Origin of the sequence: Ornithinimicrobium sediminis, from assembly GCF_021272345.1 — a bacterium.
GTDB classification, from domain to species: domain Bacteria; phylum Actinomycetota; class Actinomycetes; order Actinomycetales; family Dermatophilaceae; genus Ornithinicoccus; species Ornithinicoccus sediminis_B.
Genome location: NZ_JAJSDQ010000002.1, coordinates 171971 through 183990, shown reverse-complemented (window position 1 = coordinate 183990; position 12020 = coordinate 171971). Strand labels below are relative to the sequence as shown.

Annotated in this window: 12 protein-coding genes; 7 read left to right on the top strand and 5 right to left on the bottom strand. The window is 72.2% G+C overall.

Features of this window, described 5'->3' with window-relative positions; translation table 11 throughout:
* Window positions 1-48 precede the first annotated feature (48 nt).
* Window positions 49-495, bottom strand: coding sequence for an SRPBCC family protein (locus LVO85_RS05295; RefSeq protein WP_232746368.1), 447 nt, complete (start codon window positions 493-495; stop codon window positions 49-51).
* 65 nt (window positions 496-560) lie between these two features.
* Complete coding sequence (gene ychF / locus LVO85_RS05290) at window positions 561-1652, bottom strand: redox-regulated ATPase YchF (RefSeq protein WP_232746367.1); 1092 nt, start codon at window positions 1650-1652, stop codon at window positions 561-563.
* Window positions 1653-1916: 264 nt separating this feature from the next.
* Here ychF and LVO85_RS05285 point away from each other — a divergent pair, with 264 nt between their 5' ends.
* Complete coding sequence (locus LVO85_RS05285) at window positions 1917-3155, top strand: DNA recombination protein RmuC (RefSeq protein ID WP_232746366.1); 1239 nt, start codon at window positions 1917-1919, stop codon at window positions 3153-3155.
* Window positions 3156-3172: 17 nt separating this feature from the next.
* Here LVO85_RS05285 and LVO85_RS05280 read toward each other — a convergent pair whose 3' ends face one another.
* Window positions 3173-4219, bottom strand: a complete 1047-nt coding sequence (locus tag LVO85_RS05280) for a 4-hydroxy-3-methylbut-2-enyl diphosphate reductase (protein WP_232746365.1) — start codon at window positions 4217-4219, stop codon at window positions 3173-3175.
* 129 nt (window positions 4220-4348) lie between these two features.
* Between LVO85_RS05280 and xseA the strand changes: the two genes are divergently transcribed.
* Window positions 4349-5611 carry an exodeoxyribonuclease VII large subunit gene (gene xseA, locus LVO85_RS05275; protein WP_232746364.1) on the top strand — a complete coding sequence of 421 codons (1263 nt, stop codon included), beginning with the start codon at window positions 4349-4351 and terminating at the stop codon, window positions 5609-5611.
* 9 nt (window positions 5612-5620) lie between these two features.
* On the top strand, window positions 5621-5884 hold the full coding sequence (locus LVO85_RS05270; RefSeq protein ID WP_232746363.1) for an exodeoxyribonuclease VII small subunit: 264 nt from the start codon (window positions 5621-5623) through the stop codon (window positions 5882-5884).
* A gap of 45 nt (window positions 5885-5929) precedes the next feature.
* Here the strand turns inward: LVO85_RS05270 and LVO85_RS05265 are convergent, their stop codons facing one another.
* Window positions 5930-6544, bottom strand: a complete 615-nt coding sequence (locus tag LVO85_RS05265; RefSeq protein ID WP_232746362.1) for a DUF4245 domain-containing protein — start codon at window positions 6542-6544, stop codon at window positions 5930-5932.
* A gap of 84 nt (window positions 6545-6628) precedes the next feature.
* Between LVO85_RS05265 and glpX the strand changes: the two genes are divergently transcribed.
* Complete coding sequence (gene glpX, locus LVO85_RS05260) at window positions 6629-7648, top strand: class II fructose-bisphosphatase (RefSeq protein WP_232746361.1); 1020 nt, start codon at window positions 6629-6631, stop codon at window positions 7646-7648.
* Window positions 7641-8579 carry a carbohydrate kinase family protein gene (locus LVO85_RS05255; protein ID WP_232746360.1) on the top strand — a complete coding sequence of 313 codons (939 nt, stop codon included), beginning with the start codon at window positions 7641-7643 and terminating at the stop codon, window positions 8577-8579. Before glpX ends, LVO85_RS05255 begins: the two co-directional genes overlap by 8 nt.
* A 1-nt stretch (window position 8580) precedes the next feature.
* Here LVO85_RS05255 and LVO85_RS05250 read toward each other — a convergent pair whose 3' ends face one another.
* Window positions 8581-9564: a lysylphosphatidylglycerol synthase transmembrane domain-containing protein gene (locus LVO85_RS05250; protein WP_232746359.1), complete on the bottom strand. Its 984-nt coding sequence runs from the start codon at window positions 9562-9564 to the stop codon at window positions 8581-8583.
* A 164-nt stretch (window positions 9565-9728) separates the two neighbouring features.
* Between LVO85_RS05250 and LVO85_RS05245 the strand changes: the two genes are divergently transcribed.
* Window positions 9729-11447, top strand: coding sequence for a fumarate hydratase (locus LVO85_RS05245; RefSeq protein ID WP_232746358.1), 1719 nt, complete (start codon window positions 9729-9731; stop codon window positions 11445-11447).
* A complete protein-coding gene (locus LVO85_RS05240) occupies window positions 11444-11953 on the top strand; it encodes a beta-class carbonic anhydrase (protein WP_232746357.1) in 510 nt (169 codons plus the stop codon). Before LVO85_RS05245 ends, LVO85_RS05240 begins: the two co-directional genes overlap by 4 nt.
* Window positions 11954-12020: the final 67 nt, after the last annotated feature.

Here is a 12020-nt window from a genome sequence, read left to right as displayed (position 1 = left end):
TCCACCACCCAGCCTGGCAGCGACCGGACGGGCTGACCAGGGCAGGCCTCAGGCAGCCGGCCCGTCGGAGAACATGGCAGCGATGTCGCGGAGACGTCGGGCGAGGCGTGTGCCGAGCGCACGACCCAACGGCGGGTCCAGTGGTCGCAGCCAGCCGACCGTGTGCATGGTCTCCTGCTGACGCAGCACGGTGTGCCCGTCCTGCACGGTCAGCGTGTAGGTGAGGTCGCCCTCCATCGAGCCGCCCCAGAACCGCATGGCCAGGAGCCGACCCGGGACGACGTCGGTGACCTCGCTCCACATCGTCATCGCCAGCCCGGGGCCGACCCGGACCACCTCGCGCCATCGCGTGCCCACGCAGGTGGGACCCGGTGGCACCTTGTCCATGGCCCTGACCGGGGAGCCTGGCCCCGCCGCCCGGTCCTGGATGTCGGCGAGCACCGCGTACAGCTCACCCGGGGAGCACCGGACCGGCACGGACATGTCGAACTGCACAGCACCATCATGCAGGCGGCCCGAGGCTGAGGACTTCGGACGGGCAGCCGGGTCCTCCGTCGACGTCACACGTTGAAGCGGAACTCCACGACGTCGCCGTCCTGCATCACGTAGTCCTTGCCTTCCATGCGGACCTTGCCGGCCGCCTTCGCCTCGTTCATCGAGCCGAGGGCGTCCAGGTCCTCGAACGAGACGATCTCGGCCTTGATGAAGCCTCGCTGGAAGTCGGTGTGGATGACGCCCGCCGCCTGAGGCGCGGTCCAGCCCTTGCGGATCGTCCAGGCCCGCGTCTCCTTGGGCCCGGCGGTGAGGTAGGTCTGCAGCCCGAGGGTCCCGAAGCCGACGCGAGCCAGCTGGTCCAGCCCGGCCTCGCTCACCCCGACGGAGGCCAGCAGCTCGGCGGCCTCCTCCGCCTCGAGCTCGGCGAGGTCCTCCTCGAGCTTGGCGTTGAGGTAGATCGCCTCCGCCGGCGCCACGAGCGCGGCCAGCTCGTCGTGCAGCGCCTCGTCGGTCAGTCCGTCCTCGTCGAGGTTGAAGACGTAGAGGAAGGGCTTGGTGGTCAGCAGCCCCAGAGCCCGGGCCTGCTCGGCGGAGTAGCCGTCCACCCCGTCCTTCGCCGCCGCATACAGGGTCTCGCCCCGCTCGAGGACCGTCTGGGCCGCGAGGGCGGTGTCCAGGACCGCCCGGTCGACACGCTTGCCCTTGACCTCCTTCTCCAGGCGCGGGATCGCGTTCTCGAGGGTCTGCATGTCCGCGAGGATGAGCTCGGTGTTGATGGTCTCGATGTCGTCCTTGGGTGAGACCACCCCGTCGACGTGCACCACGTCGTCGTCGCGGAAGGCACGCACGACCTGACAGATGGCGTCGGCCTCGCGGATGTTGGCCAGGAACTTGTTGCCCAGGCCCTCCCCCTCCGAGGCGCCCCGCACGATGCCGGCGATGTCGACGAAGGAGACCGTGGCGGGCAGGATCTTGGCGCTGCCGAAGATCTCGGCCAGCCGCGCCAGGCGGGAGTCGCTGAGCGGGACCACGCCGATGTTGGGCTCGATCGTCGCGAACGGGTAGTTCGCGGCCAGGACCGTGTTCTTGGTGAGGGCGTTGAAGAGGGTGGACTTGCCGACGTTGGGCAGTCCGACGATTCCGATGGTGAGGGCCACGGGGACAGGAGTCTAGCCGCTGTGCTCCGCTCTCAGACCTCCAGCGCCCTGCGCACCCACGGGACGACCTGCCGGGCACCTGGGGCGGACATGACGACCGTGTCGTGGTCGACATCGGCCGGGTCGGCGACCATGACGTCAGGATGTCCTCCCCGTATGCCCGTGCGCGGACTCGACCGGCGCCCTCGGCCGCCAACGTCGTGTCACCGAGCCTGGGTGCCAACGTCCGGCGGTCTGTCGGTGGTCGGTGACAGAGTCAACGGCATGGAGATCTGGCAGCTGGTCCTGGTGTCGGCCTCGGTGGCCGTCGTCGCCGTGGTCGCGGGCATGTTCCTGGGCGCAGCCGTGGCCCGTGGTCGGGTCCGCGGCGAGCTCGGCGGGCTGCGTGGCGAGCTGGCCGGCGCCCGCGCCGAGCGCGACCTGCTGCAGGGCCAGGTGCAGGCAGCGGAGGCGTCGGCCGCCCGCGACCGCACGGTGGCGGCCGAGCTGGCACCCCTGCGCCAGTCCCTGGCCAGGGTCGAGCACCAGGTCGGGACGCTGGAACGCGACCGGATGGAGCAGTTCGGCCGGTTGGGAGAGACGCTGCGCGAGGTGGCCTCCCGCACGGACGCGCTCGGCCAGGAGACAGCCACGCTCGCCGGAGCGCTGAACTCCTCAGGGATCCGCGGCGCCTGGGGAGAGGCCCAGCTGCGTCGCGTGCTCGAGCACGCCGGGATGATGGCTCGCTGCGACTTCGACGAACAGGTCAGCGCGGTGACGGAGCATGACGCGCGGGTGCGCCCCGACGTCCTGGTGCGGCTCCCCGGTGACAAGTGCCTGGTGATCGACGCCAAGGCACCCCTGGAGGCCTTCCTGCGTGCGCAGCGGGACGACCTCGCCCCCACCGAGCGTGCGGCCCATCTCCAGCAGCACGCCCGGTCGCTGCGGGGGCACGTCGACTCTCTCGCCGGCAAGGCCTACTGGAGCGCGTTCCCGACCAGCCCCGAGCTCGTGGTGTGCTTCGTGCCTAGTGACGCCGTGCTGGCCGCCGCGCTGCAGGCCGCCCCGGAGCTCTACGACCACGCCCAGTCGCACAAGGTGGTGCTGGCCTCACCGGCGACCCTGCTCGCGGTGCTCCGCGCGACGGCCTTCGCCTGGCAGCAGGACTCGCTGACCGAGCACGCTCGTGAGGTGCTGCGTCTGGGGAGCGACCTGCACTCCCGTCTCGGCACCCTCGGCCGACACGTCTCCGACATGGGCTCGGCCCTGCGGCGCTCGGTGCAGACCTACAACAGGATGGTGGGCACGCTCGAGTCCAGGGTCATGGTCACGAGCCGGCAGATGCGCGAGCTGGGTGTCGTGCCGGAGGCACACCCGGAGGTCACCGCGGTGGAGGACTCGACCCGCCCACTGACCCAGGCCGACCTGATCGCCGAGCTGGACGAGGTGGCACCACCTCGGGCGGAGGCCGAGGAGGACGACACCGGCCAGGTCGGCGTGCGCGGCCTGCGCCGCAGTGGCTGAGCCGCGCTACGGCGCGGTCAGTGCAGTGCGCCTGCGTCGTGCCGCAGCTTCTTCGCCTCGACCCCGGTGCGGGCCTTGAGGTCCCGGCGCAGCTCGTTGGGCAGGGAGAAGACGAGCGACTCCTCGGCCGCGGTGACGAGCGCAACGTCCTCGTAGCCGCGGGTGGCGAGCCAGTCGAGCACGTCGCGCACCAGCAGCTCCGGCACGCTGGCACCGCTGGTCACGCCGACGGTCTCGACCCCGTCCAGCCAGCTCTCGTCGATCTCGTCGGCGTAGTCCACGAGGTGGCCGTCGTTGGCGCCGTGCTCGAGGGCGACCTCGACGAGGCGCACCGAGTTGGAGGAGTTCTGGGAGCCGACCACGATCATCAGGTCGGTCTGGGCGGCCATCTGCTTCACCGCCACCTGGCGGTTCTGGGTGGCATAGCAGATGTCGTCGCTCGGCGGGTCCTGCAGCTGGGGGAACTTCACGCGCAGGCGGCGGACCGTCTCCATCGTCTCGTCGACCGACAGGGTGGTCTGCGAGAGCCAGACCACCTTCTCCGGGTCACGCACCTCGACGTCGTCCACCTCGTCCGGGTTCTGCACCAGGACGATGTTGTCGGGGGCCTCCCCGGCCGTGCCCTCGACCTCCTCGTGCCCCTCGTGCCCGATGAGCAGGATGTCGAAGTCGTCGTCGGCGAAACGCACCGCCTCACGGTGCACCTTGGTGACCAGCGGGCAGGTGGCGTCGATGGTCTTGAGCTGCAGGCTGCGTGCCTCCTCGTGCACGGCGGGAGACACGCCGTGGGCGGAGAAGATGACCGTCTGGCCCTCGGGCACCTGGTCGGTCTCGTCCACGAAGATCGCTCCGCGCTTCTCGAGGGTACGCACGACGTGCTTGTTGTGCACGATCTGCTTGCGCACGTAGATCGGCGGACCGTACAGGTCCAGCGCCTTCTCCACGGTGATGACGGCGCGGTCCACACCCGCGCAGTAGCCACGCGGCGCGGCCAGCAGGACCCGCTTGCCGCTCGGTGCGGGGTCGGGGACGTTCTCGGTCGTCGGCTGGGTCGGCGAAGTCACCCCTCCATCGTAGGTGCCGTCGCTGGGCGCCCCCTGACCCACCCGCTCGACCCCCACCAGCACCCCGGACAGCCCGGTATGCACGACGCGAGCCGGGCCGGTGACCGCTGGACCTCCTAGGGTGTGGCTGTGACCTCCACCCCTCCCGGCGGACCGAGCGCCCTGCCGCAGGTCGCCCGCGAGACCACGGCCGAGCGCCCGTGGCCGGTGCGCACGCTCTCCCTGAAGATCTCCGACTACGTCGACAAGATGTCGCCGCTGTGGGTCGAGGGACAGATCGTGCAGCTCAACCGGCGCCTGGGCATGGGCACGGCCTTCCTCACGCTGCGTGACCCCGACGTCGACATGTCCCTGTCCGTCGCGATCCCGGTCCCGGCCCTCGACGCCATGCCCTCCCCACCGCAGGCCGGCGCCCGCGTGGTGGTCCACGCCAAGCCGTCGTTCTGGACCAAGCGCGGCACCCTCCAGCTCGAGGCACGTCAGATGCGGCACGTCGGCGTCGGCGAGCTGCTGGCGCGCCTGGAGCACCTGAAGCAGCTGATGCGCTCGGAGGGCCTCTTCGACCCCGACCGCAAACGGCCCCTGCCCTTCCTCCCGCGGCGCATCGGGCTGGTCACGGGCCGCAACACCGCCGCCGAGCGGGACGTCGTCACCACCGTGCTGCGGCGCTGGCCGGCAGCCCGGTTCGAGATCCGTCAGGTCGCGGTGCAGGGCACCGACACGGTGCCGGCCGTCACCGCTGCCCTGCGCGAGCTCGACGCCCTGGCGGAGGTCGACGTCATCGTCGTCGCCCGTGGCGGTGGCTCCTTCGAGGACCTGCTGCCCTTCAGCAACGAGACCCTGGTCCGCGCGGTGGCGGCGGCACGGACCCCGGTGGTCAGCGCCATCGGCCACGAGACGGACACCCCGCTGCTGGACTTCGTGGCCGACGTGCGGGCCTCCACGCCGACCCATGCGGCCACCCGGGTGGTCCCGGACGTGCAGGACGAGCTCAGCGGACTGCACACCGTGGTCACCCGCGCCCGCCGCGCGCTGGCCCAGCGCGTCGACCGCGAGCGCCGACGGGTGCTCGACCTGATGGGCCGACCGGTCATGGCCGACCGGCACGCCATCGTGCAGCGTCACCGTGACGAGGTGCTGGCGGTGCGCCTGCGCGGCCGCCGGCACGTCGTCTCCGTCCTCACCCGCGAGCACGACCGGGTCGACCACCTGACCCGCCACCTGCGGGCCGTGTCGCCCCAGCACACCCTCGAGCGTGGGTATGCCGTGGTCCGGCACACCGGCGGGGCCATCGTCCGCGACCAGGCAGAGGTGGACGCCGACGAGGTGCTGCGGGTCACGGTCGCCCGCGGCGACTTCGCGGTGCGCCCGGTCACCGGCGCCGCTCGCTAGGGTGTCCGGATGGCGGACGACACCCAGACCCCTGTGGCAGAGCTGAGCTACGAGCAGGCACGCGACGAGCTGGTGCGCCTGGTCGCCCGGATCGAGTCCGGCGAGGCACCCCTGGAGGAGTCGATGGCGCTCTGGGAGCGCGGTGAGGCACTGGCCGCCCACTGCCAGGCCAAGCTCGACCAGGCCCAGTCACAGCTGGACGCCGGCGCCGTCACCGCAGCCGGCAGCGATGCCACCACCCCGGGCACGGTCACGCAGGCCGAGGAGACCTGAGCTCCCCAGCCCCCGGCAGCCGGCAGCCGGCAGCCGGCAGCCGGCCTAGGGTTCGGCGACCTCGAGCGCCTCGACGAAGACCGCGATCTCCGGCACGTCGGCCGTGCCGTGCACGATCGTGGTCGCCGGCTGGTCCGGGGTGGGCGCGAGCACGAGCGCGACCTCCGGCACCCCGTTGCGGTCGACCCCGGTGAAGACGTCCCAGTCCTGCTCGCCGGCCGGCCCCTGCAGGGCCACGGGGCCCTGCTGCTCGAGGCCCCGCAGCACCTCACCACTCCAGCTCTCGGGCGGGTCCACGGTCTGCCGCAGGGCGACGTACTCGGTCTGCGGGGACACCCAGCCCATGCGCCAGGTGGGCACCCCGTCGATCGTCGCGTAGCTCACGGACGTCCCCGACCAGGTCTCCGGAAGGCCCACCGGGCTCCAGATGGGCCAGTCGGCCTCGCGGGCGGCGAAGCCCGCGGCCTGCTCCACCTCCGCCGGACGACGCTGCGGCTCGTCGGGGTTCGGCATGAGGGACCACCAGGCGAAGGCGACGACCAGGACGGCGAGCATCGAGTAGATCATGTTCTTGCTCGAGTAGGACAGCAGGCGCTTGCGGCGGGCGTCCTCGCTGGTCGGCGGTGTGGCCGACGGTGCCGGTGTCGGGGGGGTGCTCACCTCACCATGGTCGCACTGCCTCCTGTGAGACCCCTCCGATAGGGTCGTCGTGACCGGACACACAGGCGCGACGAAGGAGTCCCCATGGCCGACGAGACCCGCACGCGACGGGAAGCCGTGATCCCCGACCGCAACCTGGCCCTGGAGCTGGTCCGCGTCACCGAGGCCGCCGCCCTGGCCGCCGGCCGCTGGGTCGGGATGGGCCAGAAGGAGCTCGCCGACAACGCCGCCGTGGAGGCGATGCGCAAGGTCATCGCCAACGTGTCCATGGACGGCGTCGTGGTCATCGGTGAGGGCGAGAAGGACGAGGCCCCGATGCTCTACAACGGGGAGAAGGTCGGTGACGGCACCGGGGCGAAGGTCGACGTGGCGGTCGACCCGGTCGAGGGGACGACCCCGACCGCCAAGGGCATGAACAACGCCATCGCGGTCATGGCCGTGTCCGAGAAGGGCACGATGTACGACCCCAGTGCCGTGTTCTACATGGACAAGCTCGTCGTCGGGGCGGACTGCGCCGACCGGGTCGACATCCGCCTTCCGGTCGCCGAGAACGTGCGCCGCGTCGCCCGTGCCAAGAAGCGCTACACCGAGGACGTCACGGTGATCATGCTGGACCGCCCGCGCCACGAGCAGCTCGCCCAGGAGGTGCGCGATGCCGGGGCCCGGCTGCGTTTCATCACCGACGGCGACGTCGCAGGGTCCATCGCGGCCTGCCAGGAGGAGAGCGGCGTCGACATGCTGCTCGGCGTCGGCGGCACCCCCGAGGGCATCATCACCGCGTGCGCCATGAAGGCCATGGGCGGTGTGATCCAGGGCCGGTTGTGGCCCAAGGACGACGAGGAGCGGCAGAAGGCCATCGACGCCGGCCACGATCTCACCCGGGTGCTGACCACCGACGACCTGGTCACGGGCAACAACGCCTTCTTCGTGGCGACCGGCATCACCGACGGGGACATCCTCAAGGGTGTGCGCTACGGCTCGGGCACCGCGGTGACCAACTCGATCGTGATGCGCAGCAAGTCCGGCACGATCCGCTACATCGAGTCGCACCACCGGCTCGACAAGGTGGCGGCGATCGCCGACGAGCACGCCCCCCATGCCTGAGCCCGACGCCTCCTCCGTGCGGGTCCTGGCCGCCGGGGAGGCGCTCATCGACATCGTCCGCCCGCAGGACGGCACGGAGACCGAGCACGTGGGCGGCAGCCCGGCCAACGTGGCCGTCGGCCTGGCCCGGCTCGGTCATCCCACCCGGCTGGCGACCCACGTCGGCACCGACGAGCGGGGCCGCAGGATCACCGCATACCTGGCCGAGCGCGGCGTCCGGCTGACGCCCGGCAGTGACAGCGCCGAGCGCACCCCCACGGCCGCGGCGACGCTCGACGCCACCGGCGCCGCGAGCTACGAGTTCGACCTGAGGTGGGAGCTCCCCGAGATCGACCTCGCCGGGGTCGGCCACGTCCACACCGGCTCGATCGCCGCCACGCTCGAGCCGGGCGGCAGCCAGGTGGTGCGTCTCATCGAGCGGGCACGCGCGACAGCGACCGTGTCCTACGACCCCAACGCACGGCCGACCATCATGGGTGCCCCCGAGGACGCGCGGCAGCGCGTCGAGGAGTGCGTGGGGCGCAGCGACGTGGTCAAGAGCAGCGACGAGGACGCGGAGTGGCTGTATGCCGGGGCCTCGGCCGAGGTGATCGCCCGGGAGTGGGCACGGCTCGGCCCCGGGCTGGTCGTCATCACCCGTGGCGGTGACGGCGTCCTCATCCACGTGTCGGGCACCGGTGAGACGACGCAGGTGCCCTCCCGTCGCGTCGACGTGGTGGACACCGTCGGTGCGGGCGACTCCTTCATGGCCGGCCTCGTCTCGGGGCTGCTCGACGAGGGGCTGCTCGGCTCGGTCGCGGCCCGCGGCCGGCTGGCCCGAGCAGACCTGGCCACCGTCCGGCGGGCCGTCGCGCGCGGCATCGCGACGGCGTCCTACACCGTGGCGCGGGCCGGGGCCGCAGCGCCGACCCGGGGCGAGCTCGACACCTGAGTCACAGCGCCCCGAGGGCGCGCAGCCGCCAGGCCGCGAGCAGGCCGAGCGGCACGGGCAGCCACAGGGTGAGCAGGCGGTAGAGGACGACGGCGGGCGCGGCTGCCTCCAGCGGCACCCCGGCCGCCACGAGACCGCCGGTCATGGCCACCTCCACGCCACCGGTGCCACCAGGGGTCGGCACTGCCGCACCCACCCCCACGCCCACCAGCACGACGACGAGGGCGTCGGTGATCCCCACGGGAGTGCCCAGAGCGCTCGTCACGGCCCACAGCGTGCCCGCCAGGGCGAGGGAGAGCAGACAGGCTCCCCCGAACCCCTGGCCCAGGCGTCGCGGCGAGCGCACCACAGGCACGAGCGGGCCCACGGCCCGGCGCACAGCGGTCCGCAGCCGGTGCCCGTGGCGGGCTACGACCAGGCACGCGAGCCCCACCAGCGCCACCAGCACGAGCCCGTGGACCGGCGTCGGTGGCCCTGGGACGCCCGGCAGCACCAGCGCGCGACCCGGCACCACCGCGACGGCACCGAGCAGGACGACCGTGACGACCCCTTGGGCCGCCTGTGCCCCGGCCACCGCGGCGACGGCCGTGCCCGTCCCGCCGCCCGTCCGCTGCATCAGACGCACGTTGACCGCCAGGGCACCGGCTCCAGCGGGCGTCACCAGCTTCAGACCCGTGGCCGCCACCTGGACGGCCGTCGCTCGCAGGATGCCCAGGCGCCCGGGGGCGAACCCGGCCACGTTCCATCCTGCTCCGACGAAGGCGGCAGCCGAGCACACCCCCGCCACCAGGACCCACGCCCACTGGGTCCTGGCCAGCGCGCCGCTCCACGTCGCCGGCTCGAGCTGCAGCACCAGCGCCACGAGCACCGCACCGGCCGGCAGCAGGAGCAGCGCACCACGCCAGGCCCGCAAGCCCCGGGCGCCGGACAGGGCCGGTGCTCCGGCGGCCGCCGGCACCACGACACACGCGTCGACCTGTGCCATGCGCCTGCCTCCCGTCACCGGCGGCGGGGCGGCACCGGGCTCCGCATGCACCGGCGCCCGCACGGGTCCGCCGACAGGCAGGAGCGCCGTCGGCTGCGCCGTGATACGCGCGGTGCCGCCCGACCCCCCGGCACGAGCGCCCCGAGGAGCACTACCCTGTGCCCATGCCGGAGTTCCGCTACACCGACCTGCTACCTCTCGGTGCCGACGAGACGCCCTACCGTCTCCTGACGACCGACGGGGTGCGCACGGTCACCGGACCGGACGGGCTGGACTTCCTCACCGTGCAGCCCGAGGTCCTGCACCTGCTCACGGAGACCGCGATGCACGACATCGCGCACTACCTGCGCCCCGGGCACCTGCAGCAGCTGCGGACGATCCTCGACGACCCGGAGGCCAGCGCCAACGACCAGTTCGTCGCGCTCGACCTGCTGAAGAACGCCAACATCGCCGCGGGAGGTGTCCTGCCGATGTGCCAGGACACCGGCACGGCCATCGTCATGGGCAAGCGCGGGCAGCGCGTCCTGACCCCGGGCTCCCCGGGCGGTGACGAGGAGTCGATCGCCCGGGGCGTCTACGACGCCTACACCCGGCTGAACCTGCGCTACTCGCAGCTGGCGCCGATCACCACCTGGGAGGAGCGCAACACCGGGTCGAACCTGCCTGCGCAGGTCGAGCTGTATGCCGACACCAGGGCCGGACACGAGACGTCCTACTCCTTCCTCTTCATGGCCAAGGGCGGCGGGTCGGCCAACAAGTCGTTCCTGTTCCAGGAGACCAAGGCGATCCTCAACCCCGACTCGCTGATGGCCTGGCTCGACGCCAAGCTGCGTGCGCTCGGCACGGCGGCCTGTCCGCCCTACCACCTGGCGATCGCGATCGGTGGCACCTCCGCGGAGTTCGCGCTGAAGACCGCGAAGTACGCCTCTGCCCGCTACCTGGACAGCCTGCCGACCGAGGGGTCGCTGTCCGGCCACGCCATCCGCGACCCCGAGCTCGAGGAGCGCGTGCACGAGCTCACCCGGGACTTCGGCATCGGCGCGCAGTTCGGCGGCAAGTACTTCTGCCACGACGTGCGCGTGGTGCGCCTGCCGCGGCACGGCGCCTCCCTGCCGGTGGCGATCGCCGTCTCCTGCTCGGCGGACCGCCAGGCCCGGGCCAAGATCACGCCCGAGGGCGTCTTCCTCGAGCAGCTAGAGACCGACCCCGCACGCTTCCTGCCGGAGCAGGTCGACGCCGGCCTCGACGCGGAGGCCCACGGTGTCTCCGGCACGGGACAGCGTGCCGCCGTCCGCATCGACCTCAACCGGCCGATGGAGGACGTCCTCGCCGAGCTGACCCGGCACCCGGTGAAGACCCGCGTCTCGCTCACCGGGCCCCTCGTGGTGGCACGCGACCTGGCCCACGCCAAGATCAAGGAGCGGCTGGACGCCGGCGAGCCGATGCCGGGCTACCTACGTGACCACCCCGTCTACTACGCGGGCCCCGCCAAGACCCCCGCGGGCATGCCCTCCGGCTCCTTCGGCCCGACGACGGCCGGCCGGATGGACTCCTACGTGGAGCAGTTCCAGGCCGCCGGGGGCTCGAAGGTCATGCTGGCCAAGGGCAACCGGTCGCAGCAGGTCACCGACGCCTGCGCCGAGCACGGTGGCTTCTACCTCGGCTCCATCGGCGGACCGGCGGCTCGCCTGGCCCAGGAGTGCATCCGCTCGGTCGAGGTCCTGGAGTACGAGGAGCTCGGCATGGAGGCGGTCTGGAAGATCGAGGTGGAGGACTTCCCCGCGTTCATCGTGGTGGACGACAAGGGCAACGACTTCTTCGCCGACGTGAGCACACCCCTGGCGATGACGATCCAACGACGACCCGGCATGGAGGACGCATGAACAGCGAGCAGACCGACCCCTTCGACGACCTGCTGGAGGCCAACCGCGCCTACGCGCAGGACTTCGCGCATGCCGGCTTCGACGGCATCGCCCGTGCGGGGGTGGCCATCGTCACCTGCATGGACTCGCGCATCGAGCCGCTGCGGATGCTCGGTCTCGAGCACGGCGACGCCAAGATCTTCCGCAACCCCGGCGGTCGGGTGACGGACGCGGCCCTGGAGGCCCTCGTGCTGGGGGTGCACCTGCTGGGGGTCCGGCGTGTCGTGATCGCCCCGCACACGCGCTGCGCCATGGCCGCACACACCGAGGACGCCCTGCGCGACCGGATCACCGAGCTCGCGGGTCAGGACGCGTGGTGGCAGCACTTCCACGTGGTGCCGGACCAGCGTGCCGCCCTGGTCGAGGACGTGCGGCGGGTCACCTCCCACCCGCTCATCGCAGACCGGGTCGCCGTCGGAGGGTTCATCTACGACGTGGACACGGGCCTGCTCGAACGCGCCGTCTGACGCGGCGCCCACAGGTCCCGCAGCAGCACCGGCGGCCCGCCACGGAAGGTGTCGGGCCGCCGGAGGC

Excerpts from the sequence above, each read along its gene's own strand:
- LVO85_RS05285 (WP_232746366.1), top strand. The coding sequence starts at position 1,917 with ATGGAGATCTGGCAGCTGGTCCTGGTGTCGGCCTCGGTGGCCGTCGTC.
- LVO85_RS05255 (WP_232746360.1), top strand. The coding sequence starts at position 7,641 with ATGCCTGAGCCCGACGCCTCCTCCGTGCGGGTCCTGGCCGCCGGGGAG.
- glpX (WP_232746361.1), top strand. The coding sequence starts at position 6,629 with ATGGCCGACGAGACCCGCACGCGACGGGAAGCCGTGATCCCCGACCGC.
- LVO85_RS05245 (WP_232746358.1), top strand. The coding sequence starts at position 9,729 with ATGCCGGAGTTCCGCTACACCGACCTGCTACCTCTCGGTGCCGACGAG.
- LVO85_RS05250 (WP_232746359.1), bottom strand. The coding sequence starts at position 9,564 with ATGGCACAGGTCGACGCGTGTGTCGTGGTGCCGGCGGCCGCCGGAGCA.
- LVO85_RS05240 (WP_232746357.1), top strand. The coding sequence starts at position 11,444 with ATGAACAGCGAGCAGACCGACCCCTTCGACGACCTGCTGGAGGCCAAC.
- LVO85_RS05270 (WP_232746363.1), top strand. The coding sequence starts at position 5,621 with ATGGCGGACGACACCCAGACCCCTGTGGCAGAGCTGAGCTACGAGCAG.